Annotated in this window: 18 protein-coding genes; 9 read left to right on the top strand and 9 right to left on the bottom strand. The window is 60.3% G+C overall.

The window, feature by feature from the left end:
• The first annotated feature begins 110 nt into the window (after nt 1-110).
• Both purB and ABAC402_RS33190 read left to right on the top strand, forming a co-directional pair.
• Nucleotides 111-1,415, top strand: a complete 1,305-nt coding sequence (gene purB / locus ABAC402_RS33195; RefSeq protein WP_023450143.1) for an adenylosuccinate lyase — start codon at nt 111-113, stop codon at nt 1,413-1,415.
• 145 nt (nt 1,416-1,560) lie between these two features.
• Nucleotides 1,561-2,238, top strand: a complete 678-nt coding sequence (locus tag ABAC402_RS33190) for a 2OG-Fe(II) oxygenase family protein (RefSeq protein WP_031235737.1) — start codon at nt 1,561-1,563, stop codon at nt 2,236-2,238.
• Nucleotides 2,239-2,308: 70 nt separating this feature from the next.
• Here the strand turns inward: ABAC402_RS33190 and ABAC402_RS33185 are convergent, their stop codons facing one another.
• Entirely contained in the window at nt 2,309-3,061 is a 753-nt protein-coding gene (locus ABAC402_RS33185) for a transglycosylase SLT domain-containing protein (RefSeq protein ID WP_155847407.1), read from the bottom strand.
• 79 nt (nt 3,062-3,140) lie between these two features.
• Entirely contained in the window at nt 3,141-3,464 is a 324-nt protein-coding gene (locus ABAC402_RS33180; RefSeq protein WP_023450140.1) for an ATPase inhibitor subunit zeta, read from the bottom strand.
• A 185-nt stretch (nt 3,465-3,649) separates the two neighbouring features.
• Here ABAC402_RS33180 and purC point away from each other — a divergent pair, with 185 nt between their 5' ends.
• From purC to purL, 4 genes are all read left to right on the top strand, one after another.
• Nucleotides 3,650-4,408, top strand: coding sequence for a phosphoribosylaminoimidazolesuccinocarboxamide synthase (gene purC, locus ABAC402_RS33175; RefSeq protein ID WP_023450139.1), 759 nt, complete (start codon nt 3,650-3,652; stop codon nt 4,406-4,408).
• A gap of 1 nt (nt 4,409) precedes the next feature.
• Nucleotides 4,410-4,664: a phosphoribosylformylglycinamidine synthase subunit PurS gene (gene purS, locus ABAC402_RS33170; RefSeq protein WP_023450138.1), complete on the top strand. Its 255-nt coding sequence runs from the start codon at nt 4,410-4,412 to the stop codon at nt 4,662-4,664.
• 4 nt (nt 4,665-4,668) lie between these two features.
• Entirely contained in the window at nt 4,669-5,337 is a 669-nt protein-coding gene (gene purQ / locus ABAC402_RS33165; protein WP_023450137.1) for a phosphoribosylformylglycinamidine synthase subunit PurQ, read from the top strand.
• A gap of 542 nt (nt 5,338-5,879) precedes the next feature.
• The gene (purL, locus tag ABAC402_RS33160; protein ID WP_031235733.1) at nt 5,880-8,108 is read left to right on the top strand and encodes a phosphoribosylformylglycinamidine synthase subunit PurL; all 2,229 of its coding nucleotides are present in this window, start codon (nt 5,880-5,882) and stop codon (nt 8,106-8,108) included.
• A gap of 243 nt (nt 8,109-8,351) precedes the next feature.
• On the opposite strand, the gene ABAC402_RS33155 is transcribed toward purL, so the two are convergent.
• Nucleotides 8,352-8,816 (bottom strand): hypothetical protein, encoded by a 465-nt coding sequence (locus ABAC402_RS33155; protein WP_155847406.1) that lies wholly within the window; start codon nt 8,814-8,816, stop codon nt 8,352-8,354.
• A 286-nt stretch (nt 8,817-9,102) separates the two neighbouring features.
• On the opposite strand from ABAC402_RS33155, the gene ABAC402_RS33150 reads away from it, so the two are divergent.
• Both ABAC402_RS33150 and grxD read left to right on the top strand, forming a co-directional pair.
• The gene (locus ABAC402_RS33150; RefSeq protein WP_023450133.1) at nt 9,103-9,999 is read left to right on the top strand and encodes a hypothetical protein; all 897 of its coding nucleotides are present in this window, start codon (nt 9,103-9,105) and stop codon (nt 9,997-9,999) included.
• Nucleotides 10,000-10,068: 69 nt separating this feature from the next.
• A complete protein-coding gene (gene grxD / locus ABAC402_RS33145; RefSeq protein WP_023450132.1) occupies nt 10,069-10,404 on the top strand; it encodes a Grx4 family monothiol glutaredoxin in 336 nt (111 codons plus the stop codon).
• A gap of 183 nt (nt 10,405-10,587) precedes the next feature.
• Here grxD and rpsD read toward each other — a convergent pair whose 3' ends face one another.
• Nucleotides 10,588-11,205: a 30S ribosomal protein S4 gene (gene rpsD, locus ABAC402_RS33140; RefSeq protein ID WP_023450131.1), complete on the bottom strand. Its 618-nt coding sequence runs from the start codon at nt 11,203-11,205 to the stop codon at nt 10,588-10,590.
• 218 nt (nt 11,206-11,423) lie between these two features.
• On the opposite strand from rpsD, the gene ABAC402_RS33135 reads away from it, so the two are divergent.
• Nucleotides 11,424-12,257: a HAMP domain-containing protein gene (locus ABAC402_RS33135; RefSeq protein WP_052025332.1), complete on the top strand. Its 834-nt coding sequence runs from the start codon at nt 11,424-11,426 to the stop codon at nt 12,255-12,257.
• Here the strand turns inward: ABAC402_RS33135 and ABAC402_RS0120425 are convergent.
• The 5 genes from ABAC402_RS0120425 to ABAC402_RS33115 all read right to left on the bottom strand — a co-directional run bounded on the left by ABAC402_RS0120425 (nt 12,254) and on the right by ABAC402_RS33115 (nt 16,616).
• Nucleotides 12,254-12,724 (bottom strand): hypothetical protein, encoded by a 471-nt coding sequence (locus ABAC402_RS0120425; protein WP_155847405.1) that lies wholly within the window; start codon nt 12,722-12,724, stop codon nt 12,254-12,256. The genes ABAC402_RS33135 and ABAC402_RS0120425 overlap by 4 nt on opposite strands.
• 165 nt (nt 12,725-12,889) lie before the next feature.
• Entirely contained in the window at nt 12,890-14,179 is a 1,290-nt protein-coding gene (locus ABAC402_RS33130) for a hemolysin family protein (RefSeq protein ID WP_023450128.1), read from the bottom strand.
• Between the two features lie 106 nt (nt 14,180-14,285).
• Nucleotides 14,286-15,140 carry an S-formylglutathione hydrolase gene (fghA, locus tag ABAC402_RS33125; RefSeq protein WP_023450127.1) on the bottom strand — a complete coding sequence of 285 codons (855 nt, stop codon included), beginning with the start codon at nt 15,138-15,140 and terminating at the stop codon, nt 14,286-14,288.
• A 110-nt stretch (nt 15,141-15,250) separates the two neighbouring features.
• Nucleotides 15,251-15,493 carry a hypothetical protein gene (locus ABAC402_RS33120; protein ID WP_023450126.1) on the bottom strand — a complete coding sequence of 81 codons (243 nt, stop codon included), beginning with the start codon at nt 15,491-15,493 and terminating at the stop codon, nt 15,251-15,253.
• A gap of 13 nt (nt 15,494-15,506) precedes the next feature.
• Complete coding sequence (locus ABAC402_RS33115; RefSeq protein ID WP_023450125.1) at nt 15,507-16,616, bottom strand: S-(hydroxymethyl)glutathione dehydrogenase/class III alcohol dehydrogenase; 1,110 nt, start codon at nt 16,614-16,616, stop codon at nt 15,507-15,509.
• Between the last annotated feature and the right edge of the window lie 206 nt (nt 16,617-16,822).

Genomic DNA, 16,822 nt, shown 5'->3' with positions numbered 1-16,822 from the left:
GGCTTCGCCGAACTTTGTTTCGGATAAATTGCGCGACAAGCTCAAGATACTTGACACCCGGCCCGCCTGCGCCCATCAGGCCGCAAACTTCGTCAATACAAGGTTCCGTCATGATCTCCCGCTATGCCCGCAAGGACGCCGCCGCCATCTGGGACGCGGCGACCAAATACCGGATCTGGTTCGAGATCGAGGCCCACGCCGCCACCCGGATGGCCGAACTGGGCGTCATCCCGGTCGAAGCCGCCAAGACCCTGTGGGAAAAGGGCCAGGATGCGCAATTCGACGCCGAACGTATTGATGAAATCGAACGTACGGTTAAGCATGACGTCATCGCCTTCCTGACCCATGTTTCGGAAATTGTAGGTCCTGAAGCGCGCTTCCTGCACCAGGGCATGACGTCTTCCGATGTGCTCGACACCTGTTTTGCCGTCCAGCTTCAGCGTTCGGCCGACCTCCTGATCGAAGGCGTCGACCTTTTGCTGGCGGGCTTAAAGCGCCGCGCCCTGGAGCACAAATTCACCCCGACGGTCGGTCGTTCGCACGGCATCCATGCCGAACCAGTGACCTTCGGGTTAAAGCTGGCCGGCTACTATGCCGAATTTGTGCGCGCCCGGGCGCGCCTGGTGACCGCGCGTGAGGAGATTTCGACCTGCGCCATTTCGGGCGCCGTCGGTACCTTCGCCAATGTCTCACCTGAGGTCGAAGCCTATGTCGCTGAAAAGATGGGGTTGAGCGTCGAGCCGGTCTCAACCCAGGTCATCCCACGCGACCGCCATGCCGCCTTCTTCGCGGCGTTGGGCATTGTGGCGTCGTCGATTGAGCGCCTGGCCGTCGAGATCCGCCACCTGCAGCGCACGGAAGTCCTGGAAGCGGAGGAGTATTTCTCGCCGGGGCAAAAAGGCAGTTCGGCCATGCCGCACAAACGCAACCCGATCCTGACCGAGAACCTGACCGGCCTGGCGCGTCTGGTGCGATCGGCGGTGGTGCCGGCGATGGAGAATGTCGCCCTGTGGCACGAGCGTGATATCTCGCATTCGTCGGTGGAACGCGGCATCGCGCCGGACGCCTGCGTGCATCTGGATTTTGCGTTGCGCCGCATGGCCAATGTCATCGAGAACCTGTTGGTCTATCCGGAGAACATGCAGAAAAATATCGACCGCCTGGGTGGGCTGGTCCATTCGCAGCGGGTGTTACTCGCCTTGACTCAAAAGGGCATGTCGCGTGAAGATTCGTATTCGGCTGTCCAGCGTAACGCCATGAAGGTGTGGCGCGGCGAAGGGGCGTTTCTGGATTTCCTGGCCGCCGATGAGGACGTGTCGAAGTTCTTTACGCGTGAAGAGCTGGAGCCCTTCTTCAGCCTCGACTATCACACCAAGCACGTCGACACCATCTTCGCCCGCGTGTTCGGCTCGTAAGAAAGTCTATCCACAGATTGCACAGATTTCACAGATTAGAAAAAGGCGAACGCCCGCCGCGTAGCGACCTTAATCTGTATAATCTGTGTAATCTGTGGATCCCAAACGATCGATGCCGCATGCGCGGCGTGAGGCGGTGATCCCCATGTTGACCCTCAATACGCAATTTGACTCCGCAGGCTATCTCAGCCGGTTCAGCTCCAAAGGGCGAATACGGCTGGAAGGCGTTTTGCCGGACGACGATGCCGCTGCGATCCACCATGCCCTCGAGCAGGAGACGCCGTGGGAACTTCACCTGGTCGGCGGTAATGGCCCCGAGGTGATCAATCGCCGCGAACTGGCGACCCTGCCCGAAACTGACATTCAGAACCGCCTGCAAGAAGCCGCCGAGCGCGCCCAGAACGGTCTGTCATGGCTGCGACTCGGTTACGACCTGATGGGGACGGTCGATGACCTGCCGTTGAAGCCCTTGGCTGACCTGATAAAGGCGCCGGCGTTTGCCAGGTTCTGCGAAGACCTGACAGGTCTCTCGGGCCTGGACCTGATCGCCTTGGACGCCGTTTGCTACCGCCCGGGTGATTTTCTGACGCGGCACACCGATACGGCGGCGCGGCTGTGTTTCGAATGGGGCTTTACGGTCGATTGGCGCAGCGACTGGGGCGGGCAAATGCTGTTTCATTCGCCGTCGGGCGATATCGAAGGCGGCATCATGCCGCGTCTCAATGACCTGGCGCTGTTTGCCGGCGATCAGCCGCGTTCGGTGGCTTCGGTCGCGCCCTATGCCGGTGGACCGCGCTTTTCAATTACCGGCCGATTCGCCTGAAAAAGGAGCGAAGGAAGGCGTCATAAGGATCGCCGTCTTTGCACGGGCTATTCAGCGATAAAAGAGACGCTTACCCGTGACATACGCCCAGGGCGCGCGTTGCACCGCGGATTTCCGCCAGCTTGTGCGTCGAGCCCAGCCGCACCGTCGACCAGTAACGCGCCAGCCCCTGGGCATTGGCGCCGGTCGAACCCGCCGTGACGACCTTGTCCTTGGCAACCAGTCTGGCCATTTTGGGGATGGCGCAACGGATATTGTTGACGGGATCTTCCAGCGACTTACTGGCGCGGTTCAGGACGCACCAGGTAAAGCCGTCCTCGTAGGACAACTGGAACAGGCCTACCGAGTTGACATTCAGCGGGGCCGGCTCAAGGTAGATTTTGCGGGGATTGTAGTTGCTTTCAAATTTGGCGATCGCCACAGCCAGGGTGGCTATGACCTCGACCTTGTCATCGGCCGTCAGGGTGCCATAGGTCGGGCAGAAGTCGGCCCAGTCCGTCGCCTTGTCGAATGAGGCCAGATTGCCACGGACCTGGCTGCGCAGTTCAGCGGACCACGGCAGGCGTTCGGCGTGATTGATCTCCCAGGCCAGGCCCGAGACCAGCATTTCCGGTGGCGGAGGTGGCGGAGGTGGCGGTGGCGCCGTGTCTTCGGTCACTGTGCCTTCTGACGGCGGCGGCGGCGGCGGTGCATCAATTGGCTGTTCCGGCAAGCCGCTGCCACCTCCGCCTCCGGTGGGCAGGGAGGCGCAGCCGGCCAGCGCCAGAAGGCCCGCGCCCATGATAGCACAAAGAAAAGCCTGCAAACGCCGGGTCACTGACATGTTCATCTCCGCGTAAAGATATCGCCGTATCACTTTAGCGCTCCAGCCTGTCAGTCATGTGACACGCTGGCCATGGCGCTCAGGATTTCGAGTCGGATTTCTGAGCTTCGCGCGCCTGGGCCAGGAACTCCGCCGCCTTCGTGCGCACTTCGCTTTCGCGCACCTGAATGTTGGACGCTATCAGGTCGCCGTAAATTTTACGAATCACGTCTTCCTCGGTCGAACGCTCGGCATGGAAGTTCTCAACCGCCTGGGCGTAGAGTTCGCTCGATTCCGGGTTCAGGCCCATCTTGACCGCCGCCCACAAGGCAATCGTGCGGTTTCGGCCCGAGGCCGCACGGCGTTCGGCGGCGTCGCCTCCGTCGGAAGTCGCGTCAGGAAGAGGCTCGGCGGTATGGGGCATTGGAACAGTACCTTTCAGGCAGGCAGACGTTGTAAATCCGCTTATTCGCGCGTGCAACAAGAACCGGCGTTTACACAGCAAAAGATTTTGTTTATTTGCGGCGCCAAGCGGCATCCCCTATGATGCCATCCCGATAAGAGTTTGTTCGACTCGTTTTCGGCCCCTCCCCCTATTGGAGACGGTCCATGACCACCCGCCGCAAGAAAATATACGAAGGCAAGGCCAAGATTCTCTATGAAGGCCCCGAGCCCGGCACCCTGATTCAGTATTTCAAGGACGACGCCACGGCGTTCAATGCCCAGAAAAAGGCCGTTCTCGAGGGCAAGGGCGTCATCAACAACCGCATCTCCGAATTCGTCATGACCAAGCTGACCAATATCGGCGTGCAAAATCATTTCATCAGGCGGCTGAACCTGCGCGAGCAACTGATCCGCGAAGTCGAGATCATCCCGCTGGAGGTGGTCTGCCGCAATGTCGTCGCCGGCTCCATGGCCAAGCGCTTCGGCCTGCCCGAGGGCCAGCAGTTGCCGCGCTCGATCATCGAATTCTACTACAAGAACGACGCCCTCGAAGACCCGATGGTCACCGAAGAGCATGTTACCGCTTTCAACTGGGCCAATACCCAGGAAATCGACGACATCCTGGCCACCACGCTGCGGGTCAACGACTTCCTCAGCGGCATGTTCGCCGCCGTCGGTATTACCCTGGTCGATTTCAAGATCGAATATGGTCGCCTGTTCGAAGGCGAGTTCTCGCGCGTCATCCTGGCCGACGAGATCAGCCCGGATTCGTGTCGGCTGTGGGACGCCACGACCAACGAGAAGCTCGACAAGGACCGCTTTCGTCGCGACATGGGCAATGTCATTGAATCCTATACCGAAGTCGCGAAAAGGCTCGGCATCATGGGCGACATGCCCAAGGTCATAGAAGGCGGAATACAGTAATATGAAGGCGCCCCCCTTGAAAGCTAAGGTCCACGTTTTCCTCAAACCCGGTGTTCTGGACGTTCAGGGCAAGGCGGTCGAAGGCGCCCTCCATGGCCTGGGCTGGGACGGCGTCGCCAATGTTCGCGTCGGCAAGCTGCTGGAGTTCGACCTCGACGGCTCGGACCCCGAAGCGGCCAAAGGCGAACTGACGGCCATGTGCGAAAAGCTTTTGGCCAACACGGTCATCGAATCCTACAAGGTCGAGGTCGCTTGAAACCATGAAAGCCGCCGTCCTCGTTTTTCCCGGTTCCAACTGCGACCGCGACTGCAAGACCGCCATCGAGACCTCCGTCAAGGGTAAGGTCGAGATGGTGTGGCACCAGGAGACGGAGCTTCCGTCCGGCCTCGACCTGATCGTCATCCCCGGTGGCTTCTCCTACGGCGACTATTTGCGCTGCGGCGCCATGGCCGCCCAGTCGCCGGTCATGGCGGCCGTCCGGCGTGAAGCGGAGCGCGGCGTGTCCGTGCTGGGCATCTGCAACGGCTTCCAGATCCTGTGCGAAAGCGGGCTTCTTCCGGGCGCCCTGCTGCGCAATTCCGGTTTGAAATATGTCTGCAAGCCGATCGAACTGACGATCGAGAACCGCGCCACCCGGTTCACCAATGCCTATGGTGACAAGCAAACCGTGTGGATGACGCAGGGCAATGGCGATGGCAACTTCTTCGCTGACGCCGAGTCGCTGAAGGCGATAGAAGACAACGAACAGGTTGTGTTCCGCTATGTCGAAAACCCCAACGGCTCGATGAACAATATCGCCGGCATCATCAACCGGGCCGGCAATGTGCTGGGTATGATGCCCCACCCCGACCGCGCTTTCGAGGCCGCCCTGGGCTCGGCCGACGGCGCACCGATGTTCAAAAGCCTCGTAGACGCGGTGGTGGCCTAATCCTCCGCCTCGTCTGCGGGACAGGGTACAACCGGGGACGCCATGATCAGCTTTTTCGGTGCGTTGAGAGCACTTTCTGGTATTTCATAGTCTTCGTATGGTATAAAACCGTCAATCTGCTCACCCGGCTTGAGAAAAAATGCACAGCTTGGGCATATTGGGGCCGCGAACTCTTTGTAGATATTGTGGTAGGTCTTACCGTGTATAATAAGCTCGGGTAAATCCTGACGCGATTGGCCACTTGTGAACTTGCCATCGTCGGGCCACTTATCCGCGACACATATTTCGCTATCTGACTGGGATTTCAGGTAGATATTCAAACGTGCTCGCGTAGGATCATCTTCATACCAGAAAAGATGCGTCTCTGCAGCCAACACAGGTAGGGCTCCGGTTGACATAACGATGGTACCTACAATGGAGACCAACACACGTGTCCTGTACATGATAGCCCTCCGCGCGATGGAAAACAGAATGCACTTTCTTGCAGCGACAGCAAGCGGTTTTCGGCTGACATGCCGGTGTGAATCCGCTACATGCGCGCCATGACCACAGTGACCGCCCCCGCACCCCAAAAACCTGAAAAGTCCATGGCCCAAAAGGCCGCCGACTATGGCCTGAAGGCCGACGAATACGCCGTCATCCTTGACCGTCTTGGCCGAGAGCCCAATGATGTCGAGCTGGGCGTGTTCAGTGTGATGTGGTCCGAGCACTGTTCCTATAAATCCTCGCGACTGCACCTGCGCAAGTTCCCGGTCACCGGCCCGCGCGTCATCTGCGGCCCAGGTGAAAATGCCGGCGTCATCGACATCGATGATGGCCAGGCCTGCATCTTCAAGATGGAATCGCACAACCACCCGTCCTTCATCGAGCCCTATCAGGGCGCTGCGACCGGGGTCGGCGGCATCATGCGCGACGTCTTCACCATGGGCGCCCGCCCGGTAGCGCTGCTCAACGCCCTGCGTTTCGGTGAGCCCGGCCACCTCAAGACGCGCCGCCTGGTCGAAGGCGTGGTGTCGGGCATCGGCGGCTACGGCAATTGTGTCGGGGTGCCGACGGTCGCCGGCGAGACCAACTTCCACAGCGGCTATAACGGCAACATCCTGGTCAATGCCATGTGCGTCGGTCTGGCCGATGCCGACAAGATCTTCTATTCCGCCGCGCCTGAGCCTGGCCTCCCTGTCGTCTATTTCGGTTCCAAGACCGGCCGCGACGGCATCCATGGCGCCACCATGGCCAGTGTCGAGTTTTCCGAAGATTCGGAAGAAAAGCGCCCGACCGTTCAGGTCGGGGATCCCTTTGCTGAAAAGCTGTTGATCGAGGCGACTCTGGAGCTGATGGCTTCGGGTGCCGTCGCCGCGATCCAGGACATGGGGGCCGCCGGGCTTACTTCCAGTTCTGTGGAAATGGCCGGGAAAGGCGGTTTGGGCATTATTCTGGACCTCGACAAGGTACCCCAGCGCGAAACCCATATGACCGCCTATGAGATGATGCTGTCGGAGAGCCAGGAGCGGATGCTGGCCATCCTGAAGCCCGGCCGCGAGGAAGACGGCTATCGCATCTTCAAAAAGTGGGGCCTGGACGCTGCCGTCATCGGCGAGACCAATACCACCGGCCGTATCGTCCTGATGCATCACGGCGAGGTCGTCTGCGACCTGCCGTTGTCTCCGCTGTCGGACGATGCGCCGCTATATGACAGGCCATGGGTTGAACCGGCCCAGGAACCCGTGCTGCCCCTGGCTGATGTCCCCGTGGCCAATGTCGGCGACGCCCTGATCAGGATCATGGCCTGCCCGGACATGGCCTCCAAACGCTGGCTGTGGGAACAGTACGACCGCCACGTCATGGCCGATACTCTGTCGGATTCGTCGACAGGCCACGACGCCGGCATGGTCCGCGTCCACGGCACCCGCAAGGCCCTGGCCGTCACTTCGGACTGCACCCCCCGCTACGTCAAGGCCAACCCCTATGAGGGCGGCAAGCAGGCCGTCGCCGAGGCCTGGCGCAACCTGACCGCCGTTGGCGCCGAGCCGATCGCCATCACCGATAACCTGAACTTCGGCAATCCCGAAAAGCCCGAGATCATGGGCCAGATCGTCCGCGCCATCGACGGTATGGCCGAGGCCTGCCGCGAACTGGCCTTCCCGGTCGTGTCGGGCAATGTGTCGCTGTACAATGAAACCAACGGCATCGCCATTCCGCCGACTCCGACCGTCGGGGCTGTTGGCCTGCTGAAGGATTATGACAAGCGCATCGGCTACAACAAGGTCCGTTTGGGTCAGGTCATTCTGCTGGTCGGTGAGACCAGGGGCGAGATGGGCTCAACCCTCTATCTGCGCGAGGTCTTCGGACTGGAGATCGGCGCCCCGCCCAAGGTTGATCTGGAAAGCGAAAAGGCCAATGGCGTCCTCGTGCGCCGGTTGATCAGGACCGGTGTCGCCAGGGGCGTGCACGACCTTTCGGACGGTGGCCTGCTGTGCGCCGCGGCCGAAATGGCGCTGGCGTCGGGTGTCGGGCTGGAGTTGAAGAACCCGAGCGACCTGGACGATCATGTCTATGCGTTCGCCGAAGACCAGGCGCGTTATCTGGTCGCTGTCGATGAGGCCGCTGCCCATTTGGTCATCGCCCAGGCCGCCGAGGCCGAGGTGCCGATTTCGGTGGTCGGCGTCGCGACCGGTTCGGATCTGATCTTTGCCGGACTGTGCGTCAGCCTGGCGACACTACGCGAGACAAATGAATCGTGGTTGCCGGCCTATATGTCGGGCAAGGCTTAAAGCCCAACAGGCAAAAACGACCTTATACCAAGCCTCATAAAGAATGACGCTTGGTATTCGCATTTTTTCAGCTCAAGCGCCGGACTAGGCGCCCCCCATGGCTCCTCGCAAAAGCTCGGGCGCCCGAAGTACGTTCTCTGGCGCGCTTGCCAACCCACGATGAGTCAAGATTTTCGCGGGTTGGTATTATATCTCCCCGTAGAACGGGGAGATATTTGATTTAATGAATCCTGGACCTTACGCCTACTCCACCATTGCCACGCCGGTCAGTTCCCAGCGGCAGTTGCGCAGCTTGTAGTGTAACTGAAGTTCGTCATTGGTGTTGGCGTTGATGAACACCGTTGCGAGGCCGCGGCGTTCGTCGATCTGTTTATCGATCTGGCCGCGTTGGAATTTGGTGCCCAGGGCGCCGCGCTGGCCATTGCAGGTGAACAAGGCGCAGAAACGGCCGCTCTTGTTGCTGAACTCGGCCTGTAGCGCGCGGTAGCCGACCTGGCTGCCTTCCGGATTGAAGGCCACACCGTCGTCGCTGATGACGCCCAGCAGGCCCTCGGCATCGCCGCTTTGCACGGCCGCCAGGGTCTGGGCGATGGCGCTGTCCAGTTCCGCCGCGGCGGCGCGCGGGCAGGTCTGGGCCGAGGCCTGACCCAACAGGGCCAGGGTCATTATCAATCCGACAAACAAACCCATACTGACTGTCCTTGGCATGCTGCGCCTCCCGCATTGAGTGTTAACTATAGCGCAGAAACCCGCCCCGGCCAAACAGCATAATGAAGCACGGCTGAACCGGATATGAACCCTGTCGTGGAAAACATCGCAGCGCAAAAAAATGCGCAAAATGGACGGACATTCTTAATCGGTCTTAACCGTCTCATTACCTTATTCATGTTAGCCGGTTGGGTAACAGCGAATTCCAACGATGCGGCGGCGAGGCGTTTAACAATGCGGACATGGACGCATACAGTCCGCTTCTGGCGGAACGGGGGCTAAGGTTATGCGTTACCGCCCCTTCGGCCGCTCAGGCATGGCCCTGTCAACGATTGGTTTGCGCCTCAACTCCGAGAAGCTGCGCAAGAATCATAACCTGCTGCAGAAAATGATCCTGGCCGCGCTCGAAAATGGCATCAATGCCTACCATTTCGACAGCACTGACCCCAGCATCCTGAAAGCTGCCAACGAGGTGTTCGCCGTCGTCGAACGCAAGCTGCTGTTCATCGCCCTGAGCGCCCACGAACCGGGCGCCATCCCAGACGCCGCCGCCTATACTTTTGGACCACTTCGCGAACGTCTGAAGGCCGTGATCCGCGACGCCGGCCTGCACTGGATCGACCTGCTGCTGTTCGGCCAGCCTGGCGCCGCCGTCTTGCCTGACGACAGCGTCGACTTTTTGCGCACGCTGCAAAAATCGCGGATGCTGCGCTATACGGGCGTCCAGGCGGAGACGGAAGACCTCGGTGATCTGATCCGCGGCGGCCAGTTCAACCTTTTGGCCACCAGCTACGATATAGACTCAAGCTGGGACAAACGCCGGCAAATCGACTTCGCCATCCAGCGCGAAATGAACGTTTTCGCCACCACCTTTTTCCCCGAGGCCTATCGCAAGGCGTCGGATGTGGTGCCGCCGGAGGCCCGCCGCGGCTGGTTCGGCGGCAAGGCGCGCAATCCCCTGGCCGGCGCCGGCTCCCATGCCTTCCTGCACCAGACCTACGGCTGGACGCCGGAAGAGCTGTGCCTGGGCTACGCCTTGTCGCAGCCTTGCCTGGCCTGTATCTTCATCGAGCCCGACGACGTTGCCCACCTGGAAGCCCTGGCCGATGTGCCCGAGCGCCACATGCCGCCGTCCGTCCCCGCGCAGATCGAGATGGCGCGATTCAACGTCAAGCGGGCTTAAGTCTGGAAATGGGCGGCGCTACCGCCTATATGACTGTAATCCATCGATTTGCCTTTCAGGAGCCCTGCCGTGAGCGAAGACACCGACATCCAGACCTTTATCGAGCAGACCATCAAGGGCCATGATGTCGTCCTGTTCATGAAGGGCAGCCCCGAACAGCCGCGCTGCGGCTTCTCCAGCCTGGTCGTCCAGGTCCTCGATCATCTCGGCGTCGAATATGTCGGCGTCGATGTGCTTCAGGACGATAGCCTGCGCGACGGCATCAAGGTCTATTCCGACTGGCCGACCATCCCGCAACTTTACGTCAAGGACGAATTCATCGGCGGCGCCGACATCGTGCGCGAGATGTACCAGTCGGGCGAACTGAAGACTGCCCTGGCCGACAAGGGCCTGCTGCCAGCATAGTTCGGCGCGGAGCCGCCTTTCCATCGCCTGCGACCTGGGCTGACGACCGAGGCCCTGCTGCTGCTGCAGATCAAAGAGGTCAAGCCCGAACACGATGACGGCAAAGGCAAGAAGGACAGAGTATAAAAGAAAACCCCGGAAGCCTGGCTTCCGGGGTTTTCAAATTCAGCAATCGATCAAAGATTACGAGGAGTAATATTCGACGATCAGATGCGGTTCCATCTTGACCGGATACGGCACTTCGGCCAGTTCCGGGAGACGGACCAGGCGCGCCTTCTGGCCTTTGGCGTCCAGTTCGATATAGTCCGGGACGTCGCGTTCCGGCGACTGCAGGGCCTCAAGAACCAGGGCCATGCTGCGCGAACGTTCGCGAACTTCCACAACGTCATCCGGCTTCACGCGGTATGAAGGGATGTTGACGCGTTGGCCGTTGACGGTCACGTGACCATGGTTGACGAACTGACGCGCCGCCCAGACGGTCGGCACGAACTTGGCGCGATAGACCAGGGCATCGAGACGGGTTTCCAGCAGGGCGATCAGGTTCTCGGAGGTGTTGCCCTTACGGCGCGACGCCTCTTCGTAGGTGCGCAGGAACTGCTTTTCGGTGATGTTACCGTAGTAGCCCTTCAGCTTTTGCTTGGCGCGCAGCTGGATGCCGAAGTCCGAGATCTTCTGCTTGCGACGCTGGCCGTGCTGACCCGGGCCGTAGCTGCGCTTGTTGACGGGGGACTTGGGACGGCCCCACAGGTTTTCACCCATGACGCGGTCGAGCTTGTACTTGGCGCTGTGGCGCTTTGACATAGACTAACCTTATTGTAACCCCGGCTGGCGTCCGCGCGAATGCGAACACGATTGCAACGGCAGCATGGGATCAAACCGTGTGAAGGGCGCGGACTTACAGGGCTTAGGCGCCGGAGTCAAGCCGCGAACCTTGGTCACATTGCGGAAACTTTTAAGGCGCCAAATTATTAAGAGACGTGTGATAGTCAGGGGTGAACGACATACAGAATGTAGGCGTCATGACCATAAAAGCCAAGATACTGTGCCTCGTCGCCGCATTTGCCCTGCTGGCGGCGACCATCACCGGCCTCAGCCTCAAAACGATGAGCGATTACAACCGCATCATCGCCGAATACCGCCATAACTCCGAAAACGCTTTCCGCGGCGAACGGCTCAACCGGCTGATCGGCGCCAGCGCCATCGAGATGCGCGGCGTCTATCTGTCGGAATCGCGCGCCGAAGAGCTGTTCCAGGCGGATCGCGTCGAGCAACGGGTCGCCGCGCTTGAAGCCTTCCTCAATGACTGGCAGACCCACCTGCGCCCGGGTGAATTGCCTGAACTGACCCTGGTCCGAACCGACGTGATGAAGACCGTCAAGGGTGGCCGCTACCTGGCCAAGCTGACACGTGAGCAGGGCCTTCCCGCCGCCGACGCCTACGGCAACAAGGACAAGTACCGCATCTCCCGCGAAGCCATGCAGGGCCGTATTGACACCATGGTGTCGGATTTGGACGCGAAACTGGCCGTCAGCCAGGCCGAACTGCAAAAGTTCCAGGAGAACCGCCAGTCGCAGTTTCTCCTGATGGCGGTTTCGGGCATCCTGATGCTGTTAGGTGGATCGCTGTGGATCGCCATCGACGCCATCGCCACCCCCCTCGCCCGTGTGCGCGAATCCATGGTGCGCATTTCGGAAGGCGCCTACGACACAGAAATACCCAGTCAGTCGCGCGGCGAGATCGGCGAGCTATGGACGGCTCTGGGGATCCTCAAGGACCGCGCCGCCGAGGCCGACCGGCTGTCGCGCGAGCAACTCGAAGAAGAACACCGCCTGCGCGAACTGGTGCTGGATTAAGGCCTTCCGGCTTCGACCTCGATCTTGACAGTCGCATCGCGCGCATTGGCCAGTTGCACCGTAAATGTCCCAGGTGTGAGCAGAAACACCACCTTCTTGCGAAGACTGGTACAGTCCGGGCCATGGCCATGCGTGATAGATTCGACCGCCTGGCCGTCACGGATGACATCTACCCAGACGGGGCTGTCCAAGGCAACCGTATAGTCACCGGCGGCCTTTACGGTCAGCATCAGCAATCCGCCGAACGTGTCCGGCTTCACCGTCTTCGGCGCCGGGTCATAGGCAGTCTCACGCACCGGCTTCAATTGCACGATGTAGGACTGGCCGATCTGGATTTGCGGCTGGTCAGGCGCACTGCTGGCGGCCGTAAGCGTGTTCGGGCGGGTCCAGGACTGGAAGGCTGACGGCAAATTGCTGTCGTCGGTTTGGGGGCAGGCCTCTCCGGCGTAAACGGACGACGACGCCATCAGCAGGGCCATCGCGATAAGAGCTGATTCATGACTCTCCCCCTTACCGAGGGCGGGATGCATTTTGATGGAATCAAAACCCCGCTCCAAGCTCTGCTTTTTCGCGCAAATTTTCCGAAAGCGGGAGCGCCCGCGCGGGTGCCACACACTTTGTCGGATTGCGCTCTATCGTCGTACGTTATGGAACAGAACCTTGTCGATTCTGCGTTCATCCATGTCGACAATCTCGACCTTGAACCGGCCAAGATGGACGATCTCCCCCTCCTTTGGAAAACGCCCCAACTCATTGAGGATCAAGCCGGCAAGGGTGTGAAAGCCAGGGCCGGCTTCGAAAGCCTCGCCCAGGGCATCCGACAGGTCGACCAGGTTGGCGCGGCCATCGATGAGCATGGAACCGTCGTCCCGGCGCACGATCTTCAGCGCATCGTCGTCATGGCCTTCATGGAAGTCGCCCGCGATCATTTCCAGCAGGTCGGTCGGTGTCAGCACGCCTTCGAAACCGCCGTATTCGTTGACCACGAACGCAATATGCAGTTCGGAGGCCTTGAAGGATTCCATCGCCTGGAGCAGAGACGTTGTGTCCGGAATGATGATGGGCTCCTGGACCAATACCTTCAGATCGAGTTCCCCACCCGCCAGAAGAACATCGGCGACATCGCGCTTATGGGCAACACCCACAGCCGATTCCACGTCCTGGTCGGCAACGACGACAAAGCGTGAATAGGGACATTCGCGGATGCTGGTTTTGACAGTTGCAAGATCGTCGCCGAGCGAAACACGGTAAACCTGGGTTCGCGGCGTCATGGCAATGCGCACCGGCCGGTCACCCAATCGCATGACCTCGGTCATCATGGCCGCTTCTCCGGGTTCAATCAATCCGGCGCCCATCCCTTCGACCAGGGTGCTTTCGACCTCTTCCTGCGTAATCGCTTCGCCCTTGCTGTCGCGGATGCCCATGAGCCGTAAGGCCAGGGCGGTCGACGCGGTCAGCAGCGTGACAAAGGGGCCCATCAGGAGCGCCATCAGGCTCAAGGGTCGTGACACGGCGCTGGCGATCGTTTCCGGAAAAAGCATGGCTAAACGCTTGGGCAGAAGTTCGCCGATGATCAGCGACAGATAGGTCAGCAGAACAACAACAAAGCCGGTAGCCATGGCTTCGGACCAGGGCGCCAGCACCGGCACGGTTTCCAGTATCTTGTCCAGTTCGCTGGCGATGGTGGCCTGGCCGAAGGCGCCAGCCAGGATGCCGATCAGCGTAATGCCAACCTGGACGGCCGAGAGGAAACGGTTGGGATCGTCAGCGAGCTTCAGGGCGGCCGCGGCCCCCTTGTTGCCGCGGTCGGCGCGGCTTTGCAACTTGGTACGGCGCGACGATACCACGGCCAGTTCGGACATGGCAAAAAGGCCGTTCAGGACCACCAGAAGGAGGACGACGGCGCAGGCGAAGAGCAGCATTGAGGGGAGATCCGCGACGAGGCCTGTCGCGGCCCCACCAAAAGCGTAAAGGGTTCGGTTCGCAGCCGCAATACGGGCTGCGATCCGAACCCTGACAACTGCGTGATTACTTCAGCCGTTCCGCGTGAAAGGCGATATGGTTGTCGATGAAGCTCTGGATAAAGTAATAGCTATGGTCGAAGCCGTCGTGATAGCGGACGGTGACCTTCTGGCCCGCCGTGGCCGCCGCCTGCTCCAGCAATTGCGGCTTGAGCTGGTTCTCGATAAACGGGTCATTCAGGCCCTGATCGATCAGGATGTCGTCGAACGGATTGGCCATGCCCTTGGCCAGCAGGACGCAAGCGTCGTAACGCTCCCAGGCCGAGCGGTTAAGGCCCAGATAGTTGCTTAAGGATTTTTCGCCCCACGGCGCATGCATGGGCGAAGAAATCGGTGCAAAGGCCGACACCGAGCGATAGAGGTGGGCGTGGTTCATGGCCAGGGTCAGGGCACCGTGACCGCCCATGGAATGGCCGAAGATACCGCGTTTGCCGGGTGCGGCCGGGAAGTTGGCCTCAATGGCTTCGATCAGGTCGCGCGTGACATAGGTCTCCATCTGGTAATGGGCCTTCCACGGCGATTGTAGAGCATCGACATAGAAGCCGGCCCCCTGCCCCAGATCACTGGCAGGATCGTTGGCGACGCCGTCGCCGCGCGGCGAGGTGTCAGGCGCCACGATGATCAGGCCCAGTTCCGAGGCCTTGCGGTAGGCGCCGGCCTTTTCGGTGAAGTTGTTAGCGGTGCAAGTCAGGCCCGACAGCCAGTACAATGCCGGGAAAGGCGCGTCGGTGCGTGCTCCGGCTGCATCGGGCACGAAGACACTGGCCGACATCGGTGTGGCGGTTGCGGCGCTGTCGTGGCGAATGAAATAAAGAATGCCGTCGAAAAGGCGGTGCTGGGAGATAAAGTCCACTGAATACATTCCTCAGATCCGTGTCAGTTGACGTTCACGTAAGCCGCAACTGTAACCCGGGGCGTGATAGAAATCGGACGCGAAACTCAGCGGCCGAATGGTAAATTTCGGTAAGTAAGTTAGTCCCCAATGACCTGCTTCAGCAAACGGCTTTTTGCGTCGTCCAGCCGTTCAGCGTAATCCGCTGAAAAAATTTCCGACAACCGGGTTTCCAACTGCGCCTCCAGCTGGCTGAAGGCTATGTCTTCAGCCGTTATGCTTTCCATATCCGGATCGTCGGTAGTTCTGCGGTCACGATGGGCCGCCAGCCATTCAAACAGGACCAAGGCTTCATCGTGAGACAGTTCAACCGTCAGCGTCATTCATCCCCCCTCGTCAGAACACCACCACTGACCGAATGCTTTCGCCGGCATGCATCAGGTCGAAGGCCTCATTGATGCGCTCCAGCGGGAAGGTATGGGTGATCATCGGATCGATCTCGATCTTGCCGTCCATGTACCAGTCGACGATCTTGGGCACGTCGGTGCGGCCGCGCGCACCGCCGAAGGCCGAACCCTTCCAGACACGACCCGTGACCAGTTGGAACGGTCGGGTGCGAATCTCCGCGCCCGACGGCGCCACGCCGATGATGATGCTTTCGCCCCAGCCGCGGTGGCATGCTTCCAGCGCCGTGCGCATAACATCGACATTGCCGGTGCAGTCGAAGGTGTAGTCCGCCCCGCCGCCGGTCAGTTCGACCAGGTGCGCGACCAGATCGCCGGAGATTTTCGTCGGGTTGACGAAGTGAGTCATGCCGAAGCGCTTACCCCACTCGGCCTTGGAGTCGTTGATATCGACGCCGACGATGCGGTCGGCCCCGACCATCTTCAGGCCCTGGATGACGTTCAGGCCGATACCGCCCAGGCCGAAGACGACGGCATTGGCGCCGGGTTCGACTCCGGCGGTGTTGACCACGGCGCCGACGCCGGTGGTGACGCCACAGCCGATATAGCAGGCCTTGTCGAAGGGCGCGTCGTCGCGGATCTTCGCCAGGGCAATTTCGGGCAGGACGGTGTGGTTGGCAAAGGTCGAGCAGCCCATATAGTGATGTATCACCTGGCCCTTATAGGAAAAACGCGAACTGCCGTCCGGCATCAGGCCTTTTCCTTGCGTGCCGCGAATGGCGGTGCACAGGTTGGTCTTGCGCGACAGACAGGATTTACACTGGCGGCATTCCGGCGTGTAAAGCGGGATGACATGGTCGCCGGGCTTCAGGCTGGTGACGCCGGCGCCGACCTCGATAACCACACCGGCGCCTTCGTGTCCCAGGATCGACGGGAACAGGCCTTCGGAGTCGAAGCCGTCCAGAGTGTAGGCGTCGGTGTGGCAGATGCCGGTGGCCTTAATTTCGACAAGAACCTCGCCGGCACGCGGCCCTTCCAGGTCGACCTCGACGATTTCCAACGGCTTCTTCGCTTCAAACGCAACGGCGGCTCGGGTCTTCATAAATGGCTCCTGATTGTGCTCCTGTGTTCGCCCTTCTGGCGCTTTTCTGCGCCATCTGCAACCTTCCGGATTCAACTCTGCTTGTGCCGAGCTGTTCTCGTTGCGCCAGCGAGAAAGCCGCGCTCGCCTTGACAACCCGTGGCGCCTCTGTAAACGATTACAAAAACCAGGACATACAGGAAACACCATGCAGGATTTCAATCGAC

Source organism: Asticcacaulis sp. AC402 (assembly GCF_000495835.1).
GTDB lineage: Bacteria > Pseudomonadota > Alphaproteobacteria > Caulobacterales > Caulobacteraceae > Asticcacaulis.
The sequence above is the reverse complement of the archived record's forward strand: the minus strand, read 5'-3'. Positions and strand labels throughout refer to the sequence as shown.

Bases quoted from the DNA above. Each gene is read 5' to 3' on its own strand.
- purB (WP_023450143.1), top strand. From the start codon at position 111: ATGATCTCCCGCTATGCCCGCAAGGACGCCGCCGCCATCTGGGACGCG.
- ABAC402_RS33190 (WP_031235737.1), top strand. From the start codon at position 1,561: ATGTTGACCCTCAATACGCAATTTGACTCCGCAGGCTATCTCAGCCGG.
- ABAC402_RS33185 (WP_155847407.1), bottom strand. From the start codon at position 3,061: ATGTCAGTGACCCGGCGTTTGCAGGCTTTTCTTTGTGCTATCATGGGC.
- ABAC402_RS33180 (WP_023450140.1), bottom strand. From the start codon at position 3,464: ATGCCCCATACCGCCGAGCCTCTTCCTGACGCGACTTCCGACGGAGGC.
- purC (WP_023450139.1), top strand. From the start codon at position 3,650: ATGACCACCCGCCGCAAGAAAATATACGAAGGCAAGGCCAAGATTCTC.
- purS (WP_023450138.1), top strand. From the start codon at position 4,410: ATGAAGGCGCCCCCCTTGAAAGCTAAGGTCCACGTTTTCCTCAAACCC.
- purQ (WP_023450137.1), top strand. From the start codon at position 4,669: ATGAAAGCCGCCGTCCTCGTTTTTCCCGGTTCCAACTGCGACCGCGAC.
- purL (WP_031235733.1), top strand. From the start codon at position 5,880: ATGACCACAGTGACCGCCCCCGCACCCCAAAAACCTGAAAAGTCCATG.
- ABAC402_RS33155 (WP_155847406.1), bottom strand. From the start codon at position 8,816: ATGCCAAGGACAGTCAGTATGGGTTTGTTTGTCGGATTGATAATGACC.
- ABAC402_RS33150 (WP_023450133.1), top strand. From the start codon at position 9,103: ATGCGTTACCGCCCCTTCGGCCGCTCAGGCATGGCCCTGTCAACGATT.
- rpsD (WP_023450131.1), bottom strand. From the start codon at position 11,205: ATGTCAAAGCGCCACAGCGCCAAGTACAAGCTCGACCGCGTCATGGGT.
- ABAC402_RS33135 (WP_052025332.1), top strand. From the start codon at position 11,424: ATGACCATAAAAGCCAAGATACTGTGCCTCGTCGCCGCATTTGCCCTG.
- ABAC402_RS0120425 (WP_155847405.1), bottom strand. From the start codon at position 12,724: ATGGCGTCGTCGTCCGTTTACGCCGGAGAGGCCTGCCCCCAAACCGAC.
- ABAC402_RS33130 (WP_023450128.1), bottom strand. From the start codon at position 14,179: ATGCTGCTCTTCGCCTGCGCCGTCGTCCTCCTTCTGGTGGTCCTGAAC.
- fghA (WP_023450127.1), bottom strand. From the start codon at position 15,140: ATGTATTCAGTGGACTTTATCTCCCAGCACCGCCTTTTCGACGGCATT.
- ABAC402_RS33120 (WP_023450126.1), bottom strand. From the start codon at position 15,493: ATGACGCTGACGGTTGAACTGTCTCACGATGAAGCCTTGGTCCTGTTT.
- ABAC402_RS33115 (WP_023450125.1), bottom strand. From the start codon at position 16,616: ATGAAGACCCGAGCCGCCGTTGCGTTTGAAGCGAAGAAGCCGTTGGAA.